Source organism: Streptococcus orisasini (genome assembly GCF_001431045.1).
Lineage (GTDB): Bacteria > Bacillota > Bacilli > Lactobacillales > Streptococcaceae > Streptococcus > Streptococcus orisasini.
Genome location: NZ_BCLE01000041.1, coordinates 38,450 through 61,100, shown reverse-complemented (window position 1 = coordinate 61,100; position 22,651 = coordinate 38,450). Strand labels below are relative to the sequence as shown.

Annotated in this window: 34 protein-coding genes; all 34 read right to left on the bottom strand. The window is 40.1% G+C overall.

Annotated features, from left to right (window positions below; all coding sequences use genetic code 11):
* Positions 1–1,247, bottom strand: a 1,247-nt coding sequence (locus SCSH_RS09075; protein WP_057491593.1) for a glutamate-cysteine ligase family protein, incomplete at its 3' end; no start/stop codon positions are given.
* Positions 1,248–1,473: 226 nt separating this feature from the next.
* A complete protein-coding gene (gene rplQ, locus SCSH_RS09070) occupies positions 1,474–1,860 on the bottom strand; it encodes a 50S ribosomal protein L17 (RefSeq protein WP_057491592.1) in 387 nt (128 codons plus the stop codon).
* 17 nt (positions 1,861–1,877) lie between these two features.
* The gene (locus SCSH_RS09065) at positions 1,878–2,816 is read right to left on the bottom strand and encodes a DNA-directed RNA polymerase subunit alpha (RefSeq protein WP_057491591.1); all 939 of its coding nucleotides are present in this window, start codon (positions 2,814–2,816) and stop codon (positions 1,878–1,880) included.
* A 46-nt stretch (positions 2,817–2,862) separates the two neighbouring features.
* On the bottom strand, positions 2,863–3,246 hold the full coding sequence (rpsK, locus tag SCSH_RS09060; protein WP_057491590.1) for a 30S ribosomal protein S11: 384 nt from the start codon (positions 3,244–3,246) through the stop codon (positions 2,863–2,865).
* Between the two features lie 17 nt (positions 3,247–3,263).
* Complete coding sequence (rpsM, locus tag SCSH_RS09055; protein ID WP_057491589.1) at positions 3,264–3,629, bottom strand: 30S ribosomal protein S13; 366 nt, start codon at positions 3,627–3,629, stop codon at positions 3,264–3,266.
* A 17-nt stretch (positions 3,630–3,646) separates the two neighbouring features.
* Positions 3,647–3,763 (bottom strand): 50S ribosomal protein L36, encoded by a 117-nt coding sequence (gene rpmJ / locus SCSH_RS10965; RefSeq protein ID WP_000868345.1) that lies wholly within the window; start codon positions 3,761–3,763, stop codon positions 3,647–3,649.
* 24 nt (positions 3,764–3,787) lie between these two features.
* Positions 3,788–4,006, bottom strand: coding sequence for a translation initiation factor IF-1 (gene infA / locus SCSH_RS09050; RefSeq protein WP_002262318.1), 219 nt, complete (start codon positions 4,004–4,006; stop codon positions 3,788–3,790).
* Positions 4,007–4,122: 116 nt separating this feature from the next.
* Entirely contained in the window at positions 4,123–4,761 is a 639-nt protein-coding gene (locus tag SCSH_RS09045) for an adenylate kinase (protein WP_057491588.1), read from the bottom strand.
* A 209-nt stretch (positions 4,762–4,970) separates the two neighbouring features.
* Positions 4,971–6,275: a preprotein translocase subunit SecY gene (gene secY / locus SCSH_RS09040; protein WP_057491587.1), complete on the bottom strand. Its 1,305-nt coding sequence runs from the start codon at positions 6,273–6,275 to the stop codon at positions 4,971–4,973.
* Positions 6,275–6,715, bottom strand: a complete 441-nt coding sequence (rplO, locus tag SCSH_RS09035; RefSeq protein WP_057491586.1) for a 50S ribosomal protein L15 — start codon at positions 6,713–6,715, stop codon at positions 6,275–6,277. The genes secY and rplO overlap by 1 nt, the downstream gene beginning before the upstream one ends.
* Positions 6,716–6,960: 245 nt before the next feature.
* A complete protein-coding gene (gene rpmD / locus SCSH_RS09030; RefSeq protein ID WP_057491585.1) occupies positions 6,961–7,143 on the bottom strand; it encodes a 50S ribosomal protein L30 in 183 nt (60 codons plus the stop codon).
* Positions 7,144–7,156: 13 nt separating this feature from the next.
* Positions 7,157–7,651, bottom strand: a complete 495-nt coding sequence (gene rpsE / locus SCSH_RS09025; RefSeq protein ID WP_057491584.1) for a 30S ribosomal protein S5 — start codon at positions 7,649–7,651, stop codon at positions 7,157–7,159.
* An 18-nt stretch (positions 7,652–7,669) separates the two neighbouring features.
* Positions 7,670–8,026: a 50S ribosomal protein L18 gene (gene rplR, locus SCSH_RS09020; protein ID WP_003010871.1), complete on the bottom strand. Its 357-nt coding sequence runs from the start codon at positions 8,024–8,026 to the stop codon at positions 7,670–7,672.
* A gap of 84 nt (positions 8,027–8,110) precedes the next feature.
* Entirely contained in the window at positions 8,111–8,647 is a 537-nt protein-coding gene (gene rplF / locus SCSH_RS09015) for a 50S ribosomal protein L6 (protein ID WP_057491583.1), read from the bottom strand.
* Positions 8,648–8,856: 209 nt separating this feature from the next.
* Positions 8,857–9,255, bottom strand: a complete 399-nt coding sequence (rpsH, locus tag SCSH_RS09010) for a 30S ribosomal protein S8 (protein ID WP_057491582.1) — start codon at positions 9,253–9,255, stop codon at positions 8,857–8,859.
* Positions 9,256–9,440: 185 nt separating this feature from the next.
* Positions 9,441–9,626, bottom strand: a complete 186-nt coding sequence (locus tag SCSH_RS09005) for a type Z 30S ribosomal protein S14 (protein ID WP_003086896.1) — start codon at positions 9,624–9,626, stop codon at positions 9,441–9,443.
* A 15-nt stretch (positions 9,627–9,641) separates the two neighbouring features.
* On the bottom strand, positions 9,642–10,184 hold the full coding sequence (gene rplE, locus SCSH_RS09000; protein ID WP_057491581.1) for a 50S ribosomal protein L5: 543 nt from the start codon (positions 10,182–10,184) through the stop codon (positions 9,642–9,644).
* 23 nt (positions 10,185–10,207) lie between these two features.
* A complete protein-coding gene (gene rplX, locus SCSH_RS08995) occupies positions 10,208–10,513 on the bottom strand; it encodes a 50S ribosomal protein L24 (RefSeq protein ID WP_057491580.1) in 306 nt (101 codons plus the stop codon).
* Positions 10,514–10,593: 80 nt separating this feature from the next.
* Positions 10,594–10,962 carry a 50S ribosomal protein L14 gene (gene rplN / locus SCSH_RS08990; protein WP_003086899.1) on the bottom strand — a complete coding sequence of 123 codons (369 nt, stop codon included), beginning with the start codon at positions 10,960–10,962 and terminating at the stop codon, positions 10,594–10,596.
* 25 nt (positions 10,963–10,987) lie between these two features.
* A complete protein-coding gene (gene rpsQ, locus SCSH_RS08985) occupies positions 10,988–11,248 on the bottom strand; it encodes a 30S ribosomal protein S17 (RefSeq protein WP_057491579.1) in 261 nt (86 codons plus the stop codon).
* Positions 11,249–11,274: 26 nt separating this feature from the next.
* The gene (gene rpmC, locus SCSH_RS08980) at positions 11,275–11,481 is read right to left on the bottom strand and encodes a 50S ribosomal protein L29 (protein ID WP_057491578.1); all 207 of its coding nucleotides are present in this window, start codon (positions 11,479–11,481) and stop codon (positions 11,275–11,277) included.
* A gap of 9 nt (positions 11,482–11,490) precedes the next feature.
* Positions 11,491–11,904 (bottom strand): 50S ribosomal protein L16, encoded by a 414-nt coding sequence (gene rplP / locus SCSH_RS08975; RefSeq protein WP_003062852.1) that lies wholly within the window; start codon positions 11,902–11,904, stop codon positions 11,491–11,493.
* Between the two features lie 3 nt (positions 11,905–11,907).
* Entirely contained in the window at positions 11,908–12,561 is a 654-nt protein-coding gene (rpsC, locus tag SCSH_RS08970) for a 30S ribosomal protein S3 (protein ID WP_057491577.1), read from the bottom strand.
* A 12-nt stretch (positions 12,562–12,573) separates the two neighbouring features.
* The gene (gene rplV / locus SCSH_RS08965; RefSeq protein WP_057491576.1) at positions 12,574–12,918 is read right to left on the bottom strand and encodes a 50S ribosomal protein L22; all 345 of its coding nucleotides are present in this window, start codon (positions 12,916–12,918) and stop codon (positions 12,574–12,576) included.
* A 15-nt stretch (positions 12,919–12,933) separates the two neighbouring features.
* The gene (gene rpsS / locus SCSH_RS08960) at positions 12,934–13,212 is read right to left on the bottom strand and encodes a 30S ribosomal protein S19 (RefSeq protein ID WP_003086904.1); all 279 of its coding nucleotides are present in this window, start codon (positions 13,210–13,212) and stop codon (positions 12,934–12,936) included.
* A gap of 199 nt (positions 13,213–13,411) precedes the next feature.
* Positions 13,412–14,245, bottom strand: coding sequence for a 50S ribosomal protein L2 (gene rplB / locus SCSH_RS08955; protein WP_057491575.1), 834 nt, complete (start codon positions 14,243–14,245; stop codon positions 13,412–13,414).
* A gap of 17 nt (positions 14,246–14,262) precedes the next feature.
* Positions 14,263–14,562: a 50S ribosomal protein L23 gene (locus tag SCSH_RS08950; RefSeq protein WP_057491574.1), complete on the bottom strand. Its 300-nt coding sequence runs from the start codon at positions 14,560–14,562 to the stop codon at positions 14,263–14,265.
* Entirely contained in the window at positions 14,562–15,185 is a 624-nt protein-coding gene (rplD, locus tag SCSH_RS08945; protein WP_057491573.1) for a 50S ribosomal protein L4, read from the bottom strand. Before rplD ends, SCSH_RS08950 begins: the two co-directional genes overlap by 1 nt.
* A gap of 24 nt (positions 15,186–15,209) precedes the next feature.
* Positions 15,210–15,836 (bottom strand): 50S ribosomal protein L3, encoded by a 627-nt coding sequence (rplC, locus tag SCSH_RS08940; RefSeq protein ID WP_057491572.1) that lies wholly within the window; start codon positions 15,834–15,836, stop codon positions 15,210–15,212.
* A 106-nt stretch (positions 15,837–15,942) separates the two neighbouring features.
* Positions 15,943–16,251 (bottom strand): 30S ribosomal protein S10, encoded by a 309-nt coding sequence (gene rpsJ / locus SCSH_RS08935; protein ID WP_002262341.1) that lies wholly within the window; start codon positions 16,249–16,251, stop codon positions 15,943–15,945.
* A 224-nt stretch (positions 16,252–16,475) separates the two neighbouring features.
* On the bottom strand, positions 16,476–17,783 hold the full coding sequence (locus SCSH_RS08930) for an MATE family efflux transporter (RefSeq protein ID WP_057491597.1): 1,308 nt from the start codon (positions 17,781–17,783) through the stop codon (positions 16,476–16,478).
* Between the two features lie 329 nt (positions 17,784–18,112).
* On the bottom strand, positions 18,113–19,597 hold the full coding sequence (gene thrC, locus SCSH_RS08925; RefSeq protein WP_057491571.1) for a threonine synthase: 1,485 nt from the start codon (positions 19,595–19,597) through the stop codon (positions 18,113–18,115).
* Positions 19,598–20,426: 829 nt separating this feature from the next.
* Complete coding sequence (locus tag SCSH_RS08920) at positions 20,427–22,211, bottom strand: acyltransferase family protein (RefSeq protein WP_057491568.1); 1,785 nt, start codon at positions 22,209–22,211, stop codon at positions 20,427–20,429.
* Positions 22,208–22,588, bottom strand: a complete 381-nt coding sequence (locus SCSH_RS08915; RefSeq protein WP_057491596.1) for an MORN repeat-containing protein — start codon at positions 22,586–22,588, stop codon at positions 22,208–22,210. The genes SCSH_RS08920 and SCSH_RS08915 overlap by 4 nt, the downstream gene beginning before the upstream one ends.
* Between the last annotated feature and the right edge of the window lie 63 nt (positions 22,589–22,651).

The following is a 22,651-nucleotide window of genomic DNA, read 5'->3' as shown; positions in this document are numbered from 1 at the left end:
AAATATTTTTCTTCCCCATTCCCTCGACGACATAGCCCTGCCAGGCTGAAATTTAGCACATTTTCAGTGAAAATTTTTATTTTTTCTTGATCTTCTATTCTTTGTTTTTTTTGACTAAAGCGCCGTCTTATCTCTCTATAATCATGATGATAAGCAGATAAAAAATCACTTGTCTGTAAAAATTTTTCCAAGTTATTTAAATTGGCTAAAAGACCAACATGAAAAGCGATGGGAGCAAATGTCTGGTTCAGAGGCTGGGTGCAGACACTGCGAAATTCGACAGTCCCGCGCTTAGTTAAATCTTGATATTGATAGCTTCGATGATTGTCAAAATCTGCTACTTGAGGAATCAGCGTCTTCTTTTCTCCTTTTAGATTCCAAGCTGAGATTTCTTTTTGCAGCAGATAATCTCTAACACGAATCGGCTCAAAGTAATAGATCTCGTTATTTCGTTCTACCGTAAAAATAGCTGAGCCAGCAAGATAGTCAAAAAACTCTTCCTCTGTTTCAAAACTTCTGCTATTGACACCGACATTTTCTTTAAAAATACCGTGCATGGAGTTTTCCCAAAAAATATCTCGTGAAATTTTTGTTGGCCAGTCCTGTCCCCAAAATTCTGAATTGGCAAATAAATGTGCTTTGGCAGCTTCAATTTTATTAAAGGCATTAATAACACGAAGATAATTGTCTCGGCTGACATCAAGTTGAACTTGGCTACCGCAAATAAAAGAGCCATACTGCGGAAAATTATGAAAGAAAGGATCTTTTTTATTCTTAGACAAGGCTAAAAAATCTAAAAGCATCTGATAGCGTGGCAATTTAACCGCACTGTTATCATTTAAATACCAGTAAGGATGCACTCCAAAACCCTGTATCTCATGGTGGTAAGATCTCAAATAGTTCTGTATAACATCTAAATAATGATTAAATCTTTTTTCAGCATCTTGAATCTTTTTTACTTTCCCCAGAGCAAATTCTATAGTGTTATAAGAAACCTCAAAAAGAATCCGATCCTCTGTGTCCTTATTGATAAGCTGGACAGGCTGATTGTCTGTATCGCACTTTTCCACTTCAAAAGGCAGAACTTGAGGAAGATAAGACAGCAAAGCCTTTGTAACCCGTAAATCGGTTGCTTCTTGATTTAAATTAACGATTGGGAATTCCAGCTCAATTCCTATGAAAGCTTCTGGCTCTTTTTTAATATTATCAAGATAACGCCTTTTTAATAAATCTATAGCCTTGGTCATATTCTGCCCCTCAAATATTTGACATTAATTATAACAAAATCTTTAGAAAATTCAAAAAAAGCGCTTATTTAGAAAGTGTTTCTAACCCTAAAAACATTTCCTAAATAAACGCTATCACTTCAATATGATGAGTGTTCCACTAGGAGAAACTCCTAGTGGCAGACCAGAGCTAGACTAAGAATTCTTAAAATTCCATCATCGTAACACTCAACAAAATTGATAAAAATTATACTAATTCAATAATTGCCATCGGGGCAGCATCACCACGGCGTGGTTCTGTTTTAAGAATACGAGTGTATCCACCGTTGCGTTCTGCATAACGTGGTGCAATTTCTGAAAAAAGTTTTTGAAGTGCTGTTGTTGAAGTATATTTATCACTAGCTTCATCATAGCTTTCAGACGCAATTTCGTTACGAACAAATGCTGCTGCTTGACGGCGGGCATGGAGATCGCCACGTTTACCAAGAGTAATCATTTTTTCAACGGTTTTGCGGATTTCTTTCGCACGAGCTTCAGTTGTTACAATAGATTCATTGATCAAAAGATCTGTCGTCAAATCACGAAGCATTGCTTTACGCTGTGAGCTAGTACGTCCTAGTTTACGGTAAGCCATTATTTCCTCCTATATTATTATTTATCGTTTTTTAATCCCAAACCAAGGTCAGCCAATTTTACTTTGACTTCTTCAAGACTCTTGCGTCCAAGATTTCTAACTTTCATCATTTCAGGTTCAGTCTTTTCTGTTAAATCATAGACTGTGTTAATACCAGCACGCTTCAAACAGTTGTATGAACGTACTGATAAGTCAAGTTCCTCAATCGTACGATCCAGTACTTTTTCATCAGAAACTTGTTCTGTTTCCTTCATGACATCTGTTGCCTTGGCAACTTCAGTTAAATCAGTGAAGAGATTTAAGTGTTCAATCAAGACACGGGCAGACAAACCTAAAGCATCTTCAGGAATGATAGTTCCGTTAGTCATGATTTCGATTGTCAATTTGTCAAAATTATCATTGCTGCCGACACGAGCAGGTTCAACCTGATAATTGACTTTTTTAACTGGTGTATAGATAGAGTCTATAGCAAGTGTTCCAACCGGTGCATCATCTTTTTTATTTTCTTCTGCCGGAACATAACCGCGATTAGTATCCACAGTCAAAGTTGCTTTCAGGCTTGCACCTTCGGCAATAGTAAAGAGATAGTGGTCAGGATTGACAATTTCAATATCACTGTCTGTTAAAATATCTCCAGCAGTAATTTCTGCAGGGCCTTCAACATCCAGTTCAATGATTTTTTCTTCTTCAACATAAGACTTTACAGCAAGTCCTTTTATGTTAAGGATGATTTGCATAACATCTTCGCGCACACCTGGAACAGTATCAAATTCGTGTAGTACCCCATCAATTTTAATTGATGTAACAGCTGCACCTGGAAGGGAAGACAAGAGTACACGACGAAGAGAATTACCTAGAGTTGTACCATATCCACGTTCAAGCGGTTCAATGACAAATCTGCCGTAATCTTTATTTTCATCAATTTTTGTTATTATTGGTTTTTCAAACTCAATCATCTATTTTACTCCTCTAAAACATTCCTGTGTACTATTTAGGTTATGATTATACACGACGACGTTTTGGAGGACGAGCACCATTATGCGGTACAGGAGTCACATCACGAATTGCTGTTACTTCAAGACCGGCAGCTGCAAGCGCACGAATAGCAGACTCACGACCTGAACCAGGACCTTTTACGGTAACTTCAACAGTTTTAAGACCGTGTTCTTGTGCAGATTTAGCAGCAGCTTCTGCAGCCATTTGAGCAGCAAACGGAGTAGATTTACGTGAACCTTTGAATCCAAGCGCACCAGCTGATGACCACGCAATAGCGTTACCATGCACATCTGTAATCATAACGATAGTGTTATTGAATGTAGCGTGAATATGGGCAATACCAGATTCAATATTTTTCTTCACACGACGTTTACGTGTTGGTTTAGCCAATTTTTTTACCTCCTATTTTATTTTTTCTTACCAGCAATCGCTACAGCTTTGCCTTTACGAGTGCGAGCATTGTTTTTTGTATTTTGTCCACGGACAGGAAGTCCACGACGATGACGGATTCCACGATAGGAACCAATTTCCATCAAACGTTTAATGTTGAGGTTAACTTCACGGCGAAGATCTCCTTCAACCTTAATTGCATCAACTTCACGACGGATAGCATCTTCTTGATCAGACGTTAAATCTTTCACACGGACATCTTCTGAAACACCTGCTGCTGCAAGAATTTTTTTAGAAGTTGGCAAACCGATACCATAAATGTAAGTAAGTGATACGACTACACGTTTGTCGTTTGGAATATCAACTCCAGCAATACGAGCCATTTTTTCTCCTTTCTATTTTAACCTTGACGTTGTTTGTGCTTTGGATTTGTTGGACAAATAACCATAACACGGCCATTACGGCGAATAACTTTACAATATTCGCAAATTGGTTTAACCGATGGTCTTACCTTCATTTTTTATCCCTCCATTTATTTCGACTATTTAAAGCGGTATGTGATGCGGCCGCGAGTCAAATCATAAGGACTCATCTCGACAGTAACCTTATCTCCTACTAAAATACGAATATAATTTTTTCGAATTTTTCCAGATACGGTTGCCAAAATTTGGTGTCCATTTTCGAGCTCAACTGTAAACATCGCATTCGGCATGGTTTCAACAACCTTGCCTTCAATTTCAATCACATCTTCTTTTGCCACGCAAAAGCCCCCCTAAATTTCGATTTGATGACCTCTGAGCACAGAGGTAACAATTATAAGCCAGACTAGCTTATTCTATCACTCTTTGCAAGAAAAATCAAGCTGGTAAGCTGATTTTATTTTAAATTTGACAAAACCTTGTCAATAGCTTCAAAGACTAGTTCAATATCTTGATCTCCTTCAATATCATGAACCAATCCTTCAGCACGATAAAATTCAATAATCGGCTGACCTTGAGCAATATTGACATCTAAGCGGCGTTTGACAGCTTCTGGTTTGTCATCCTCACGCTGATAATAATCTTCTTCATTGTAATCAGCAGGAGGATTGAAAACTTTATGGAAAGTTTCACCAGTTTTACGATTGATGATGCGGCCGCTCAAACGTTCAACTAGTTTATCAGCAGCAATTTCAATGTTAACTACCGCATCTAATTTCAAGCCAAGATCTTTCAAGATAGCATTCAGTACCTCTGCCTGTTCCAAAGTTCTTGGATAGCCATCAAGAAGAAAACCTTTTTCTTTGATGTCTTCTTGTCCCAGACGCTCTTTTACAATGCCATTGGTCACTTCATCAGGAACCAGATCTCCTTTATCCATATAGGACTTAGCTAACAGTCCCAATTCTGTTTGATTGGCGATAGCTGCACGGAACATATCTCCTGTCGAAATATGAACAAGGCCAAATTTTTCAACAATCTTAGCTGCCTGAGTACCTTTCCCAGCACCTGGCAAACCCATAATTAAAAGATTCATGATAGTCTCCTTATTTTGTTTTCAAATAAATCTGCCAATTTGGCAAACTTATCAAAAAACAAAATAGAAAGGAGCAGAAGATGAATTCAAAACATCAGCGAATTCATCATCCTACCCCCGCAGCCTTTGTCTGCTTTTCTAAGCAGCTGCTTAAAAACAAACAATTTCTGCGTTTTTTAACGCTCTGCTATAAAGTTTGACTTTATATTCTATTCTGCAGTATTCATAAAACCAACATACTGTCTCTTGAGCAGATAACCTTCCAGCTGTTTCATTCCTTCAATACCAGTTGAAATAACAATCAAAAGACTGGTTCCTCCCAGAGCCACACTTGATGATAAATCAAACTGCTGCTGAGCAACAATCGGGCTCAAGGCAACAAAGGCCAAGAAAATGGAACCGATTGTGGCAAGTTTTTTTAGGAGTGATGACAGGTATTCTTCCGTTTCACGGCCAGGTCTGACACTAGGAATGTAAGAAGCATTCTTCTGCAGATTTTCTGCTGTCTTTTCCGGATTCACCTGTACAAAGGTATAAAAGAATGAAAACAGAACGACAAGAACTGCATAGACAGCCATCCCTGTTGGATTGGTATAGGACAGCCATTCCTGCAAAGTTGACATCCAAGGAATATCACGCCCCCGTTGGAAAAACGGCAGTATGGTACTTGGAATTGTTGTAATGGAACTTGCAAAAATGACAGGAATAACACCGGCTGGATTTATCTTTAAAGGCAGATAAGAATTGGTCGGCGCACCTTGTGCCAGCTTTGTATATTGGATTGGAATTTTATATTCCGCTTGCTGAACAAAGGTTGTAAAGAAGATAATTACCAAGCTGGCCAATACTAGCAGTCCTACAAAAATCAGTGAGTTTTTCATCTCGCCAGAACGAACGTTGACAAAATAATCTTCATAAACTGATTTAATGGTTTCAGGTATTGACGAAATGATCCCAGCAAAGATAATCATTGAAACACCGTTGCCGAAACCTTTATCAGAAATTTGATCTCCCAGCCAGGTCACAATCACACTTCCTGCAGTCAAAATAGCACCAATTAAAAGAAAGGTTTTTACATTTGGGGTTGTTACAATACCTACACTGGAAAGTGCATTGAAACCGTAAGCAATACCAATAGATTGGAAGAAAGCAAGAACCAGTGAGATATAGCGTGTCGCCTGATTTAGCTTACGGCGTCCAACTTCTCCTTGTTTCCCCCATTCAACGAACTTAGGTAATATATCCATTTGTAAAAGCTGAACCACGATAGAGGCGGTAATATAAGGACTAACCCCCATTGAGAAAACTGAAAAGTTACTCAAAGCATTACCGCTGACTAGGTTTAGCATATTTAAAAATGGCAGATCACTTATTTGTTCAAGACTTTTAGCATTGATGCCTGGTACGGTGATGTGTGTACCAACACGAAATACAAAGATGATAAAAATGGTAAAGAAAATCTTTTTTCTAACACTTTTCACCTTTAGGGCGTCTTTTAAAAGCCTAAAAAACATTAGATCACCTCGATTGAACCACCTTTAGCAGTGATTGCTGCTTCAGCAGATTTTGAGAATTTAGCTGCTTTAACAGTTAATTTTTTAGTTAATTCGCCATTACCAAGGATTTTAACTCCTGATTTTTCATTGCGAACGATACCTGCTTCTTTAAGGACAGCAGGTGTAACTTCTGCACCATCTTCAAAGACGTTTAATTTGTCAAGATTAACAAGTGCATATTCTTTAGCATTGATATTTGTAAATCCACGTTTTGGCAAACGACGGAAAAGCGGAGTTTGACCCCCTTCAAATCCAGGACGGATGCTGCCGCCACTGCGGGATTTTTGACCTTTTTGACCACGACCTGCAGTCTTACCATTACCTGATGATGAACCACGGCCGACGCGGTTGCGAACTTTGCGAGAACCTTCTGCAGGTTTTAATTCATGAAGTTTCATTTAAATTTTTCTCCTTATTTGTAAAATGCTAACGCCTTTATAGGGGAAAAGGTGTTCCCTATAAAAACTCGCCTATACGATTTTTTATTGCAGTCAAGCCGCAGCGAAAAATCGCTGCGACTTGATGAATGAGCTGTTAATTTGGCAGAGTTTCAACAAGGTTAAAACCAACTGCTCAAATTAGCTTTTATAGAAAACTCTAAAGCCATGAAAAAAGTCTCTTCTCATAACTTAAGGGGCTGTTTCTATTTAACTTCTTCTACAGTCACTAAGTGTGAAATTTTATTGACCATGCCGCGAATAGATGAGTTATCTTCTTTGACAACTGAGCTGTTCAATTTACCAAGTCCAAGGGCAGCAACTGTTTTACGCTGTGCAGGAATACGGCCAATTGGAGACTTCGTCAAAGTAATTTTAATTTGTGCCATGACTTCTCCTTTCCTATGCTAAATCAGAAATTGAAACACCGCGAAGGGCTGCAACTTCTTCAGCACGTTTAAGCTGTTTCAAACCTTCAACTGTTGCACGAACAATATTAATTGGAGTGTTTGAGCCCAGTGATTTAGATGTAATATCTGCTACACCAGCCAATTCCACAACGGCACGAACAGCGCCACCTGCAGCAACTCCGGCACCTTCTACAGCTGGTTTCAACAAGACACGAGCACCGCCAAATTCTGAACGTACTTCGTGCGGAATTGTTGTTCCAACCATTGGTACTTCAATCATATTTTTCTTAGCAGTATCTACTGCTTTGCGAATAGCTTCCGGTACTTCTTGAGCTTTACCGGTACCAAAGCCAACGCGACCGTTACGATCCCCAACAACTACAAGAGCAGCAAAGCGAAGTCGGCGTCCGCCCTTAACAACTTTTGTAACACGGTTGATTGCAACAACGCGTTCTTCAAGTTCTACTGCATTATCTTTAAATGCCATTATTAAGTGTCCTCCCTATTAGAATTTCAATCCGTTTTCACGAGCTGCATCAGCCAAAGCTTTAACACGTCCGTGATAGAGATATCCACCGCGGTCAAACACCACTTCAGAAATACCTTTAGCTACTGCGCGTTCAGCAACGAGTTTACCAACAACAACGGCTTGTTCTGTTTTAGTCCCTTTTGAAACTTCTTTGTCAAGAGTTGAAGCACTTGCGAGCGTTACACCCGCTACGTCATCAATTACTTGAGCGTAGATGCCTGTATTAGAACGGAAAACGTTCAAACGTGGGCGATCAGCAGTTCCAGAGAGTTTACCGCGAACGCGACGATGGCGTTTTTGACGGATTTTATTTTTATCTGGTTTCGAAATCACAATTTTTACCTCTTAAATTTTATTTATCAAACTGACAAAGACTTTTATAGCAGCTGTAAATATCTTACAAATACTATTAAACTTCTATTTACCTGTCTTACCTTCTTTGCGGCGTACATATTCACCAACATAACGAATACCTTTACCTTTATATGGTTCAGGAGCACGAAGACCGCGGATATAAGCAGCTGTCTGACCAACAACTTCTTTATTAATTCCGTTTACAACGATAGCTGTAGCAGATGGTACCTCAAAAGTGATACCTTCTGGAGCTTCTACTTCGTCTTGGTGAGATTTACCGACTGAAAGCACAAGTTTTTTCCCTTGAAGCTGAGCACGATAACCGACACCCTGCATTTCAAGTTCTTTTTTGAAGCCTTCAGAAACACCGACAACCATGTTATTCAAGTTAGCACGAGCTGTTCCATGAATTGTCTTCATTTCTTTAGAGTCATTTGGACGATGAAGAGATACTTCAGTACCTTCAACTTTGATTTCAATAGCTTTTGGAAACTCACGAGTAAGTTCCCCTTTAGGTCCTTTTACAGTAACAACATTATCTTTATTGCTGAGTTCAACACCAGCAGGCAACGTAATTACTTTATTACCAATACGTGACATATTTTTAATTTCTCCTGTTAGATTATCAGGCCACTCTTTGAGTGACGAGTTTTCACGGGGTGATGATAAATAAAATACCGTTCAAAGCATAAAAGCTGATTTGAACACGCCCTAAGAACCGTGCAAATTAGACAACTCTTTTTGTTTGCAAGCAAACTTCAAAGAGTTCCTAAATTTGCTTTGTTCTTGACGGGCTTTGTATCATTATTTTACCATACGTATGCAATCACTTCGCCGCCAACATTCTTTTGACGAGCTTCTCTATCAGTCAAAAGACCTTCTGAAGTTGAAATGATAGCAATTCCAAGTCCATTAAGAACTTTAGGAACATCTTCGCTTTTAGTATAGATGCGAAGGCCTGGTTTTGAAATACGTTTCAGGCCAGTAATAACTTTTTCACCATTTGGTCCGTATTTCAAGAATACACGGATGATGCCTTGTTTGTCGTCTTCGATGACTTCAACATTTTTTACAAAACCTTCACGTTTAAGAATTTCTGCAATTCCTTTTTTAATGTTTGATGCAGGAGCTTCAAGAACACTATGATTCGCTTGGTTAGCATTGCGAATACGTGTCAGAAAGTCTGCAATTGGGTCAGTCATAACCATTTATATATTTCTCCTCTTACTAGTAGTTTGCAAGCTGCACTTGCTAGTTAATGATGCCCTGATGAGCTAGTTTAATTTAATAATAGGTTGCAAGGCCGCCGTCAATCTAGGCGATTGCTCGCAGACAGTACTTGAGTACGGCAAGAGCAATCAACGACGAGTGACCAGAGCATTGCAAGCTATTATTACCAAGACGCTTTAGTAACGCCAGGGATTTGTCCTTTGTATGCTAATTCGCGGAAGCACACACGGCAAAGTTTAAATTTGCGGTAGACTGAATGCGGACGGCCGCATTTTTCACAGCGAGTGTAAGCTTGCGTAGAGAATTTTGCTGGGCGTTTGCTCTTAGCAATCATAGATTTTTTAGCCAAATTTAAACCTCCTTATTATTTTGCAAAAGGCATTCCAAGGCCTGTAAGCAATTCACGTGATTCTTCGTCAGTATTAGCTGTTGTAACGATAACAATATCAAGACCGCGCACTTTATCAACATTATCAAAGTTGATTTCTGGGAAGATCAATTGTTCTTTAACACCAAGTGTGTAGTTGCCGCGTCCATCAAATGATTTTGTTGGAACACCGTGGAAGTCACGCACACGCGGAAGTGATACAGTAACTAATTTATCTAAGAATTCATACATACGTTCGCCGCGAAGAGTAACTTTCGCACCGATAGCAACCCCTTCACGAAGGCGGAAGCCGGCGATAGATTTCTTAGCTTTAGTGATAAGCGGTTTTTGACCTGAGATAAGTGCCAATTCAGCAGCAGCTTTTTCCAGATTTTTTGCATTTGATACAGCGTCGCCAACACCCATATTAAGGACGATTTTGTCAACCTTAGGCACAGCCATTACAGATGAGTAGTTGAATTTTTCTGTCAATGCAGGAACTACTTCGTTAAGATATTTTTCTTTTAAGCGATTTGCCATTATACTTCTCCTTTCCTTCGTGATTAATCAAGCACTTCGCCTGATTTTTTATTATAGCGAACCTTTTTACCGTCAACAAATTTATAGCCGACACGTCCTGCAACACCATTTTTATCAAGAACTTGAACGTTTGATACATGGATTGGTGCTTCTTTTTCCACGATAGCACCTTGAGGGTTTTCGCTGTTTGGTTTTTGATGTTTCTTGATGATGGCTACACCTTCAACAACAACCTTGTTTACTTTTGGAAGAGCTTTAAGAACTACAGCTTCAACGCCCTTGTCCTTACCAGCAATAACGCGAACTTTGTCGCCTTTTTTTACAAACATTTGAGTATTCTCCTCTGTATATTTCTTACGCCCCAGGGGCACCCTAGGAAAAACCTAGGGGACTAAGTTTGTTTTTTAAATTAAAGTACTTCTGGTGCCAATGACACGATCTTCATGAAGTTACCTTCACGCAATTCGCGAGCTACTGGACCAAAGATACGAGTTCCGCGAGGTGTTTTGTCATCACGGATCAGAACAGCTGCATTTTCATCGAATTTGATGTATGAACCATCAGCACGACGAGCACCTGATTTAGTACGAACGATAACGGCTTTAACAACGTCACCTTTTTTAACCGCACCACCAGGAGTAGCTTGTTTTACTGAAGCAACGATAACATCACCGATGTTTGCGAATTTACGTCCTGAACCACCAAGAACTTTAATGGTCAAGATTTCGCGAGCACCACTGTTGTCAGCGACTTTTAAACGACTTTCTGATTGAATCATTTAAGTTTTCTCCTTTCAGGTTTGATTAAATAATAACAGCCTCTTCGACCACTTCAACAAGACGGAAATGTTTTGTCGCTGAAAGCGGACGAGTTTCCATGATACGAACGATATCACCTGTTTTAGCAACATTGTTTTCATCATGTGCTTTGTATTTTTTAGAGTAGTTAATACGTTTACCATAGACTGGGTGGTTACGTTTAGTTTCAACTACAACAGTGATTGTTTTATCCATTTTATCAGATACTACACGTCCAACAAGGGTTTTACGTTGATTACGTTCCATTATTAGAAGACTCCTTTCCCAATCTATTATTTCATTTCAGATTGCACTGTTTTGACACGTGCAATTTGTTTTTTCACTTCGTTCAAACGGGCAGTTTGATCAAGTTGACCTGCTGCAGCTTGGAAACGAAGGTCGAAAAGTTCTTTCTTCAGTTCGTTTTCTTTCTTAGCAAGCTCTTCTTGAGAAAGACCACGAAGCTCTTTAACAAAATCTTTAATTTCTTGAAGTTTCATGTTTTCTCCTTATTCTGCTTCACGTTTCACGAATTTAGTTTTAACTGGCAGCTTGTGGCTGGCAAGACGAAGAGCTTCACGAGCAACTTCTTCTGACACACCGGCAATTTCAAACATAACCTTGCCGCGCTTAACCGGTGCTACCCAGCCTTCAGGAGCACCTTTACCTGATCCCATACGTACACCGATAGCTTTAGCAGTGTATGATTTGTGTGGGAAGATTTTAATCCAAACTTTACCACCACGTTTCATGTAACGCGTCATCGCGATACGAGCAGCTTCGATTTGGCGGTTGGTAATCCAGTGGCTAGTTGTAGCCTGAAGACCGTATTCTCCAAATGCTACTTCTTTCCCGCCTTTTGCTTCACCGCGCATTTTCCCGCGGAATTCACGACGGTGTTTAACACGTTTAGGTACTAACATTTGTTATTTGCCTCCTTTAGTGTTTTTACGAGCTGGAAGAATTTCACCACGGTAAATCCAAACTTTGACACCGAGCTTACCATAAGTTGTGTCAGCTTCTTCCCAAGCGTAATCAATATCCGCACGAAGTGTGTGAAGCGGAACAGTTCCTTCTGAGTATCCTTCACTGCGGGCGATATCCGCACCGTTCAAACGGCCTGAAACTTGAGTTTTGATTCCTTTAGCGCCTGCACGCATTGTGCGTTGAATAGCTTGTTTTTGTGCACGGCGGAAAGCAACACGCTGCTCAAGCTGACGAGCAATGTTTTCACCAACAAGATGGGCATCAAGATCTGGTGATTTAATTTCAACGATATTGATGTGAACTTGTTTTCCAGTCAGCTTATTAAGCTGCACACGAAGGGCGTCAACATTTGCTCCGCCTTTACCGATAACCATACCTGGTTTTGCAGTATGAAGGGAAACATTTACTTTATTTACTGCACGTTCGATTTCGATAGTTGAAACAGAAGCGTCAGCCAATTCTTTGTTAATAAATTTGCGGATTGCAAGATCTTCATGAAGGTAATCCGCGTATTCTTTTTCAGCATACCATTTCGCATCCCAGTCACGGATGATTCCGACACGCATACCAATTGGATGTACTTTTTGACCCACGATTTTACCTCCTTATTTTTCTGCTACAACTACTGTAACGTGAGTTGTGCGTTTGTTGATTGGTGATGCTGAACCTTTAGCACGCGGACGGAAACGTTTCATTGTCGGTCCTTCGTTAGCAAATGTTTCAGATACGACCAAGTTAGCTTTTTCCAAACCAAAGTTGTTTTCTGCGTTAGCAATTGCTGAATTAAGTGTTTTTTCAACAATGCGAGCTGCTTTGTTTGGAGTGAATTTCAAAATTGCGATTGCATCAGCAACGTTCTTACCACGGATAAGATCAAGAACAAGACGTGTTTTACGAGGTGAAACACGCACTGTACGAGCAATTGCTTTAGCTGAAGTAATTTCTGCCATTGTGTCCTCCTCCTATTAACGACGTGTTTTCTTATCGTCAGCTGCGTGACCTTTGTAAGTACGAGTTGGTGCAAATTCACCAAGTTTGTGACCTACCATGTCCTCTTGAATGTAAACAGGAACATGTTTACGTCCGTCATAAACTGCGATTGTATATCCGATGAAACTTGGGAAAATCGTTGAACGACGTGACCAAGTTTTGATGACTTTTTTCTTTTCGTCATTAGCTTGAGCTTCAATTTTTTTCATCAAATGCTCATCGACGAAAGGTCCTTTTTTAAGACTGCGTCCCATTGTGTAATTTTCTCCTTTAAATAAATGTACCACAACGGCTTGCCCGCATAGCGGGCTACCGAGCTGGCGGATGATTGTCGTGCTTGACTGACGCAGCAGCTAATAGTCAGATAGCCTTACTTTTAGAAAGTTTGCTATTTTCCTCATCAACTGTGCGAAGCCTTGCTACGAAGTTTTAACAAAACCTCTACTCAGCCGCTTATTTTTCGTTGCGGCGACGAACGATAAGTTTGTTAGATCTAGCTTTCTTATTACGAGTTTTAAGACCAAGCGCAGGTTTACCCCAAGGAGTAGATGGCGCTTTACGTCCAACTGGCGCTTTACCTTCACCACCACCGTGTGGGTGATCATTAGGGTTCATTACAGAACCACGAACTGTTGGGCGAATACCTTTCCAACGGCTGCGTCCTGCTTTACCAAGGTTTACAAGTCCATGTTGTTCGTTACCAACTGTACCAACAGTTGCACGGCAAGTGCCAAGAATCATACGAACTTCACCTGATTGAAGACGAACAAGAACGTATTTACCTTCTTGACCAAGCACTTGAGCAGAAGCACCAGCGGCACGAACAAGTTCTGCACCCTTACCTGGTTTCAATTCAATATTATGAATGATTGTACCAACAGGGATGTTAGCAAGCGGAAGTGCATTCCCAACTTTGATATCAGCTTCTGGACCTGAAACGATACGTTGACCAACTTCAAGACCTTTTGGAGCGATGATATATGCTTTAGTCCCGTCAACATAGTGCACAAGAGCAATATTAGCTGAGCGGTTTGGATCGTATTCAATTGTTTTAACAACTGCTTCAACACCATCTTTGTTACGCTTGAAGTCAATCAAACGGTAATGACGCTTATGGCCACCGCCTTGATGGCGAACTGTGATACGACCGTTATTGTTGCGGCCAGCCTTACTTTTCAGTGGAGCAAGCAATGATTTCTCAGGAGTGCTTGTAGTGATTTCAGCAAAATCCAAAGAAGTCATATTACGACGGCCATTTGTCGTTGGTTTATAAACTTTAATACCCACGTTATTTCCTCCTTAGATTACTCTGCTTCAGCAGCTGCAAACAACTCGATTGCTTTCGAATCAGCTGTAAGAGTGATGATAGCTTTTTTCGTTTTATTTGTGAAGCCTGTGTAGCGGCCAACACGTTTTTGTTTTGGTTTTACATTTACTGTACGGACACTAGCAACTTTTACACCGTCAAATGCTGCTTCCACAGCTTGTTTGATCAAAAGTTTATGTGCACGAGTGTCAACTTCAAATGTGTATTTCCCTTCTTCAAGAGCAACCATTGATTTTTCAGTAACAACAGGTTTTTTGATTACGTCGTACAAATTCATTATGCAAGAACCTCCTCGATAGTAGAGATTGCTTCTTTGGTAACAAGAAGTTTGTCTGCGTTTACGATATCAAGAACACTTGCAGTTGCTGCTGTAGCAACTTTTACATTAGGAAGGTTGCGAGCTGACAGTTCAGCAAATTTGTTGCCTTCTTCAAGAATAACAAGTACTTTTGAATCAATGCTGAGCGCAGCGAGTGCCTGTGCAAATTCTTTAGTTTTTGGAGTTTCAAAAGAAAGAGCATCTACAGCTACAAATTTATCTTCAGCAACTTTTGCTGAATAAACAGATTTCAATGCAAGGCGACGAACTTTTTGCGGAAGTTTGTAACCATATGAACGTGGAGTTGGTCCGAAGACAACACCACCACCACGCCATTGTGGTGAGCGAATAGAACCTTGACGCGCACGTCCAGTTCCTTTTTGACGCCATGGTTTACGACCGCCGCCTGATACTGCTGAACGGTTTTTAACCGCATGAGTCCCTTGACGAAGGTTAGCACGCTGACTGACAACCACATCAAATACTACTGATTCATTGGGTTCAATTCCAAAAACAGCATCATTAAGTGTCACTTGACCAGCTTCTTTACCAGTTTGGTCAAATAATTTTACGTTTGCCATGTTAACTGATTTCCCCTTTCTTTATTATTTAGCAGCTTTAACTGCTGATTTGATAGTGATAAGAGATTTCTTAGCACCTGGCACATTACCCTTGATGAGGATAACATTTTTTTCTGGAACAACTTGAACAATTTCAAGGTTTTGAACTGTTACACGGTTGCCACCCATACGACCTGCAAGGTTTTTACCTTTAAATACACGGTTAGGTGCAACAGGACCCATTGAACCTGGACGACGGTGGTAACGAGAACCGTGTGCCATAGGACCACGTGATTGACCGTGACGCTTAATAGCACCTTGGAAACCTTTACCTTTAGTTGTGCCAGTGACATCAACAACATCTCCAGCTTCGAATTGCTCAACAGTTAATTCAGCACCAACTTCCAAGCCTTCAATGTTTTTAAATTCACGAATGAAGCGCTTAGGAGCCGTGTTAGCTTTTGCTACGTGACCTTTGGCAGGTTTGTTGCTCAATACTTCGCGTTTGTCATCAAAACCAACTTGAACAGCTTCATAACCATCAGTTTCAACTGTTTTCACTTGAAGCACAACGTTTGGAGTTGCTTCGATGACAGTAACAGGGATAAATTCACCATTTTCAGTGAAGATTTGAGTCATTCCCACTTTTTTCCCTAAGATTCCTTTTGTCATGAGAAAATATTTCCTTTTCTTAATTTTGTTTTCAAAAAGTTTTTAATGAGCGTTTTTCATGCTCAAAAAAGTTTTTTAGGAGCGTTTTTTGTGCTCCGAAATCAACTTAAAGTTTGATTTCTACGTTAACACCGCTTGGAAGATCCAATTTCATAAGGGCATCAACAGTCTTTTGCGTTGGGTTCACAATGTCGATAAGACGTTTGTGAGTGCGCATTTCAAATTGTTCGCGAGAATCTTTGTATTTGTGAGTCGCACGAATAACTGTGTAAAGGCTGCGTTCAGTTGGAAGCGGTACTGGACCGGCTACACTTGCACCTGTACGAGTTGCAGTTTCAACGATTTTTTCTGCCGCTGTGTCAAGTGTACGATGTTCGTACGCTTTCAAGCGGATACGGATTTTTTTGTTTGCCATCTTTTCTCCTCTCGTCTATTTAAAATAATAGGCTAGCTCCACAAGAAAACCGACAGCGGTCACGTGGCAATGCAACCGAGCGTGTCGCAACCTCTTGCATCAAAGCTAAAAGCTGTTTTTTACAGCACCAGATTAGTATAACAAATAAACCCTAGCATTGCAAGGGTTTTGAGGACTTTTTTTCATTTTCTTCATGAGAAGGCTTTCAAAGTTCTAAAGTGCAATCAGCTATCCATCGTCATCGTTTTCTTGGGAAATTCCTGCATGTATCTTCTATACAAATAATAAAGGAAAATCCATCTAAAGACATTATCAGCCAAGGTTGCCAGCCAAACACCTGCCAAACCAAGATTTAAACCAGCACCCAAACAATAGCCAGAGACAATCCGAATCAGCCACATACCAATCGTTGTCGCATAAAAAGGCAATTTAGCTTTGCCTAAACCCTGCCAAGCCGCCGTAAAAACCAGAGTTCCCGATGTTGCAGGGCCTCCTATGAAGGAATAAAACAAGACAACTAAACTAGCCTGAAGAGCCGCCTCATTGCCTGTAAAGAAATAGCTTAACTGTCTGCCACCAAAAAAGACAATTCCTCCTACTGCCAACATTAATATAGTGGAAATAATATAGGATTCTCTAACAACTTCTTTGACAGCGCTCATTTTTCTTTGGCCTAAATTATGAGCCACTAGAATGACAGTTGCTGTCGCAACACCCATCCCAGGCATATAATTAAATTGCGTCAAAGTCTCCCCGATAGCATTGCCAGCTACTACTTCTGTGCCAAACTTGACAATGATAGCTACAATGACAACATCTCCTGCCCGCATCATCAGCCTCTCTCCAGCTGCTGGTAGAGCAAGTTTAACTAAACCTTTATCTAGTTTAAATCGCATCTCAGCTAAAGTTGCTTTAAGTGGCAGCTGACCAACCAGCACAGCCCCTCCAATAAAACGTGAAAAGACCGTAGCAAGAGCAACACCAGCAATTCCCCAGTGAAATAGAAAAACAGCTGATGCTGACAAAAGAGCATTTAAAATATTGGTCAATAAACTGACATACATTGGCAGCCTAGCCTTCCCCAGGGCCCTCAAAATAGCACCCAGAGTTGTCTGCAAGCCCAAAGTGACAATCAAGCCGCCAACAAGAGCTAAATAAAGACCACCTGTCTGTGTTACATCAGCAGCTGTTCCCAAAAAATGCAGCATCTGCTGCCCAAAAACAAGAGATATTGCCCCTAGAATCAAACTGAGCACTAGCGTTATAAAAATAGATTGAGCTTGATAAGATCTTGTTTTAGCATCATTTTTTTCACCTAAACTCTTGGCAGTCAGACTGGACACTGCAGCCCCGAGGGCAATAAAAATAGCTTGATAAATAGTAATGATGTTGTTGGCAACTGAAACACCAGAAACAGCAGCTAAGCCCAGCTGCGCGACCAGATAATTATCTATAACTCCCATTAGCATCTGAAGCAAATTTTCTGCCATAGCCGGCAAAGCAAGCTCAATAATTTTCTTTCTTTGGTTCATATAACACACGAAAAGGCCGCTAAACGGATAAAGCTAGCCTCCCATTTACATTTTTAATTTAAAACAGCTTTCTACACTATTAAACTGCTAAAAAAAAGAATAAACCCAGTCATATATCAATGAGATGGCTTTTTTCTTATACGTATCTTCCTAGATTACCTTATTTTGGAGGTGAGGACGAAGCATGTATTGCTGCCCTTTCCACTCCCTAAGGCGACCACCTGAAAACGAAGAGGTATCCAGACAAAGACCCCCCAATTACTGCAAACATTTGATCTGTATAGATTGAAAGAGTTTGGATTTTTCCCAAACTCCGTTCTATCTTCTCTTTAAATTCCCAAGTAAGACTCAACTGCTTTTTGCATATCAGCAGCCGCAACGACCTTTCGATGACGAACAGGAGCAGTATCAAGACCTGCAACTGCTGCTGGCACAGCAACACCCGATAGCTCGTTTAGGTCACGAACAGCAGCAAAGTCATCTCCTGAATCCTTACCAGTTACCGCTTGAACTGTAACCCGCGGGAACTTATAAGGACTGGCTGTCGAAGCAATGACTGTAGGCCTTTGATCTCCTGTAGCAGCCTTATAAGCACGATAGACAGCAGAAGCAACCGCTGTATGCGGATCTTCAATGTATTTATTATCATCATAAACACACTTGATTTCTGCGGCAGTCTCTGTCTCACTGGCAAAACCTGCTGCAAACAAGTCTAAAATGTCTTTGTCTGCATTTTCCAAGGTGTACTCACCTTTTTCTACCAGAGCTTCCATGAGCTCTTTTGTTTTAGCCGAATCATTGCCCAACAAATGGAAAATGAGCCGCTCTAAGTTTGATGAGACTAAAATATCCATAGACGGACTGGTGGTAACATAAAAATCACGTTTTTTATCGTAGGTTCCTGTTTTAAAGAAGTCTGTCAGCACATTATTTTCATTTGAAGCACAGATCAATTTCCCAACCGGCACACCAATTTGATAAGCATAATAAGCAGCTAAGATGTTGCCAAAGTTTCCGGTTGGTACTGTAAAGTTAACTTTATCGCCGTTTTGAATATCTCCGGATTTAACCAATTGTGCATAGGCATAAACATAGTAAACAACCTGAGGAATCAAGCGGCCGACATTCATTGAATTAGCAGAAGAGAACTGGGTTCCTTTTTGCAGCAATTTATCCCGCAGTTCAGCATCGTTGAACATTTTTTTGACATTAGTCTGAGCGTCATCAAAGTTTCCTTCAATCGCAACCACATGAGTATTGCTGCCCTTTTGCGTGGTCATCTGCAGTTCTTGAATTTTGCTGACTCCACCATGAGGATAAAAGACAATAATCTCTGTTCCGGGCACATCAGCAAAACCAGCCATGGCAGCCTTGCCGGTATCACCGGATGTCGCTGTTAAAATAACAATTTTATTGTCAACTCCCTGCTTTTTCGCAGACGTTGTCAACAAATATGGAAGGATAGACAGGGCCATATCCTTAAAAGCAATTGTTGAACCGTGAAACAGTTCAAGATTGTACTGACCATCAAGTTTAACAAGCGGTGCAATCGCTGGTGTATCAAATTTATCATCATAAGCATTAGCAATACAATAGCCCAGCTCTTCTTCGGTAAAATCATCCAAAAAAGCAGACAGCACTAATTTAGCAACTTCCTGATAAGTTGCTGTCTTAAGCTGCTCAAAATCCAGATCAACCCGAGGGTAAGAAACAGGTGTAAACAAACCACCGTCTGCAGCTAAGCCTTGCAGAATAGCTTGACTGGCAGTTACAGTATTATTTGCATCGCGAGTCGATTGATAAACTAGGGTCATGATTCATCCTCTTCTTTTATAGATAGCTTTTTAAGCATTATACCATAATTATACTAAAAGAGCGCGCCTTTATTCAGATAAACCCAAAATCAAAGTCCTTATCAAGAAGAAAAACACATTTTAGCTGCAGCAATCTGCTAAAGCGCTCAAAAATTAATTTAACTTCCTTACTTTTGACATTTTAAGGTTGCAAGAGCAAGGAAATACTTCCTGGATCATTTAGTTACAAAAGTTCAAAAGACCAAACATTGCCCGGTCTCTTATTGATATGAATGATAATAAAGCTCCTAAATCTTGCTTGGACAGTCGCACAATTCAACCTACAAGTCTGATTAAAGCAAAAATAAGAGCCCTCACTAAGATAAATTCCCAATGAAGGCCTTGCAATGTTTTTTCATACTTTAATGAAGATTAAGCAAGCAGCCTGTAAATCTGCAGTCTCTCTTCATAAAAAAACTAGTTGCCCCAGCGAGCATCTACTCCAGCAATAGAAATCCAGACCACCGCCAAAGCATTGTAAAGCCAAGCAGACATTTGTAACGCACCCTCCTTGTTCTAACATTTAATGTCACCTATATTATAACGCAAGAATTTGTTTTTGCAAGCCTATTTTAAAAGTTTTTTAGAGATTTTATAAATGTTATCATTCCTAACATTAAAAGTCAGTTTTAGCGCCTGATTCCTCCAAACTATGTCAGCTTTTTTCTTTCTTTTGCTCCATAAAAATCAAAAAGCATACCATGCCAATTTTATGGCAGATATGCTGTCATTTATATAAGCAAAAACAAGTTGCCTGCAAATTAAGGCTTTTGCTTCTCTTGAAAACTGCTTATTTTTCACCCTTAGCAGGCTTTTTAGCAGATGCTTGGATTGCTTTTTTAATAGTTTCGACATAAAGCTTGGCACCTTCATCACTGCTGTCGTTATAGTGAACACCATCAGATTCTGTCCAGATTTCAGAATGCGCTACCGCAGCCGCATACCAATCTGCAGTGGTGACATATTTATATTTCTTAGCCAAACTTAACTCATAGTCGCGAACATTAGGAATACGTTCATCTTTAGTATTATAAGGCGTAACAATCACCAAGCGGTGTCCATTTGGAAGAGCATCAATGAATTGCTGAAGATTATTTTCATATCCTTCAATGGAATTAACACCAACAGCAAGAACAACTGTTTTGGATAAACTGTTATTAGTAATATGGTTCTGGAAGATTTCATAAGCACTTTCAAAATTTCGACTGACTGCTGCGTCAACTTGAGCCTCAGGCAAAAGTTCTGAAAAAGCCGAGCTGGAGCGCAAGGTAACAGAATCACCGATAACCGTAATGTCGCTGATTGCAGTTGCATCACCAGCAGCAAGCGTATGAGTCCGATTCATATTATTGTCAGCCTGATTGAGAGAGTCGACCAAAAGGTTAGTCTCAAAAGCACCAACATTTGGCGCGGTAACAGCAACACCCAGAGCTACAGCTGTCAATAAAGCAGCGAGACCATACAGCCATTTTTTATAAGAATCCAAATGAATTTCCAAGCCTAAGAGAGAAGAAGACTTACCAGCAATATACGGCTCAACAACATAGTAAGAAAGCGTTGAAAAGATAACTGAGAAAAAGAGGGTGAAAAGAACAGCCAACCAGTTGTTCATCAGCTGACCAAAAATGATATAAAACGGCCAGTGAAAAAGGTACATACCATAGCTGATATCTGCCAGATAGGTTACAACAGCAGGTTCCTGCAAATCAGGGGTTTGTTCATGTAAAACACGGCTTGAGTAGATCATGACAGCTGTAAATAAGCTAGCCAGACCAAAGCCAAACAGATAAGTAATGATATTATTAAAATCAAGTATAAAGCCTAACAAAAAGAGCAAGGCCGCACTGCCAGCAATGTAGATGACAACACGCTTTGTCTGCCAGAGACGCACATTTTTCTTAAACCGTTTGGTTGTTTCATTAATTCCTGAAATGGTCGCAAAGATAGCTCCCAGGAAAAAGGGGAAGATATGCGACAGCGTTGAGAAATAAATTACCGAAAAGTTGGTCACAAAGAAAGCCCGTGCAAACATAATGGCAAAGCTCAGCAAGAACAGTCCCACCGAAACCAGAAAAACCGATCCGCGGAGCTGCTGCTGATTTTTAACTTTGGTTGACAAGAACCACACCAAGATGCCCCAAAAAACATAGAAATGCACTTCAATGGCTAAACTCCAAGTATGGACGAAGAGGTGCGGAATAAACTGAGTTTCATAACTGCTGCCAGTAAAAATTTCATAGAGATTAGTTGTGAACCCTAAAACAGCAGCCATCTGCCGGCCAATGTCCGCCACGAAATCTTTTCTAATCAAAAAAGTAAAGGGCAAAACGAGAAGCAGCATGACGACCAAAGGTGGTACGATGCGATAAAAACGCCGCCGCAAAAACCCTAAAAGATCTATAGCTTTATGTCGAGCATATTCATCAATTAGTAAAGCCGTAATGAGATAACCCGAAAAGGTGAAGAAAACGTCCACTCCGATAAAGCCGCCACGAAAGACCTGCTGAAAGAAGTGGTAGAGCAAAACCAGAAGCAGCCCGGCAACTCTAACAAAAGAAAACCATTTTATTCTCATTTTTGATAAATTCCTTGTTTAAACTTTCCTTTATAAATTTTCTTATCTTTAGCAATCAGCTTGCCTTGTCCATCAGCCTGTCCCTTTTTGAACTCTCCAACATAGGACCAGCCCATGCTAGATTTAAAGCTGCCACGACCGCTGAAAACACCATTAACGAAGTTGCCTTCATATACATCTCCGTTAGGATAAGTCAATTTGCCATGACCGTTCATGCGATGATTTAGCACATAGCCTGTATAACGAATTTTGCCGTTTTCATAAGTCAACGTTGACTGACTTCCAAATTTAATGCTAAAAACTGACAGACCGCATACAAGAATGACAATAACTGCTAATAACTCTAATTTTTCTCTTGTTATCTGTATTTTTTTCATCTTATTCATTCAATTCTACCTAATAATGCCATTTTACTACAATTTGAAAATATAACAAGGTGC

Excerpts from the sequence above, each read along its gene's own strand:
- rplQ (WP_057491592.1), bottom strand. The coding sequence starts at position 1,860 with ATGGCTTACCGTAAACTAGGACGTACTAGCTCACAGCGTAAAGCAATG.
- SCSH_RS09065 (WP_057491591.1), bottom strand. The coding sequence starts at position 2,816 with ATGATTGAGTTTGAAAAACCAATAATAACAAAAATTGATGAAAATAAA.
- rpsM (WP_057491589.1), bottom strand. The coding sequence starts at position 3,629 with ATGGCTCGTATTGCTGGAGTTGATATTCCAAACGACAAACGTGTAGTC.
- rpmJ (WP_000868345.1), bottom strand. The coding sequence starts at position 3,763 with ATGAAGGTAAGACCATCGGTTAAACCAATTTGCGAATATTGTAAAGTT.
- SCSH_RS09045 (WP_057491588.1), bottom strand. The coding sequence starts at position 4,761 with ATGAATCTTTTAATTATGGGTTTGCCAGGTGCTGGGAAAGGTACTCAG.
- secY (WP_057491587.1), bottom strand. The coding sequence starts at position 6,275 with ATGTTTTTTAGGCTTTTAAAAGACGCCCTAAAGGTGAAAAGTGTTAGA.
- rplO (WP_057491586.1), bottom strand. The coding sequence starts at position 6,715 with ATGAAACTTCATGAATTAAAACCTGCAGAAGGTTCTCGCAAAGTTCGC.
- rpmD (WP_057491585.1), bottom strand. The coding sequence starts at position 7,143 with ATGGCACAAATTAAAATTACTTTGACGAAGTCTCCAATTGGCCGTATT.
- rpsE (WP_057491584.1), bottom strand. The coding sequence starts at position 7,651 with ATGGCATTTAAAGATAATGCAGTAGAACTTGAAGAACGCGTTGTTGCA.
- rplF (WP_057491583.1), bottom strand. The coding sequence starts at position 8,647 with ATGTCACGTATTGGTAATAAAGTAATTACGTTGCCTGCTGGTGTTGAA.
- rpsH (WP_057491582.1), bottom strand. The coding sequence starts at position 9,255 with ATGGTTATGACTGACCCAATTGCAGACTTTCTGACACGTATTCGCAAT.
- rplE (WP_057491581.1), bottom strand. The coding sequence starts at position 10,184 with ATGGCAAATCGCTTAAAAGAAAAATATCTTAACGAAGTAGTTCCTGCA.
- rplX (WP_057491580.1), bottom strand. The coding sequence starts at position 10,513 with ATGTTTGTAAAAAAAGGCGACAAAGTTCGCGTTATTGCTGGTAAGGAC.
- rplN (WP_003086899.1), bottom strand. The coding sequence starts at position 10,962 with ATGATTCAATCAGAAAGTCGTTTAAAAGTCGCTGACAACAGTGGTGCT.
- rpsQ (WP_057491579.1), bottom strand. The coding sequence starts at position 11,248 with ATGGAACGTAATCAACGTAAAACCCTTGTTGGACGTGTAGTATCTGAT.
- rpmC (WP_057491578.1), bottom strand. The coding sequence starts at position 11,481 with ATGAAACTTCAAGAAATTAAAGATTTTGTTAAAGAGCTTCGTGGTCTT.
- rplP (WP_003062852.1), bottom strand. The coding sequence starts at position 11,904 with ATGTTAGTACCTAAACGTGTTAAACACCGTCGTGAATTCCGCGGGAAA.
- rplV (WP_057491576.1), bottom strand. The coding sequence starts at position 12,918 with ATGGCAGAAATTACTTCAGCTAAAGCAATTGCTCGTACAGTGCGTGTT.
- rpsS (WP_003086904.1), bottom strand. The coding sequence starts at position 13,212 with ATGGGACGCAGTCTTAAAAAAGGACCTTTCGTCGATGAGCATTTGATG.
- SCSH_RS08950 (WP_057491574.1), bottom strand. The coding sequence starts at position 14,562 with ATGAATTTGTACGACGTAATCAAAAAACCTGTTGTTACTGAAAAATCA.
- rplD (WP_057491573.1), bottom strand. The coding sequence starts at position 15,185 with ATGGCAAACGTAAAATTATTTGACCAAACTGGTAAAGAAGCTGGTCAA.
- rplC (WP_057491572.1), bottom strand. The coding sequence starts at position 15,836 with ATGACAAAAGGAATCTTAGGGAAAAAAGTGGGAATGACTCAAATCTTC.
- rpsJ (WP_002262341.1), bottom strand. The coding sequence starts at position 16,251 with ATGGCAAACAAAAAAATCCGTATCCGCTTGAAAGCGTACGAACATCGT.
- SCSH_RS08930 (WP_057491597.1), bottom strand. The coding sequence starts at position 17,783 with ATGAACCAAAGAAAGAAAATTATTGAGCTTGCTTTGCCGGCTATGGCA.
- thrC (WP_057491571.1), bottom strand. The coding sequence starts at position 19,597 with ATGACCCTAGTTTATCAATCGACTCGCGATGCAAATAATACTGTAACT.
- SCSH_RS08920 (WP_057491568.1), bottom strand. The coding sequence starts at position 22,211 with ATGAGAATAAAATGGTTTTCTTTTGTTAGAGTTGCCGGGCTGCTTCTG.
- SCSH_RS08915 (WP_057491596.1), bottom strand. The coding sequence starts at position 22,588 with ATGAAAAAAATACAGATAACAAGAGAAAAATTAGAGTTATTAGCAGTT.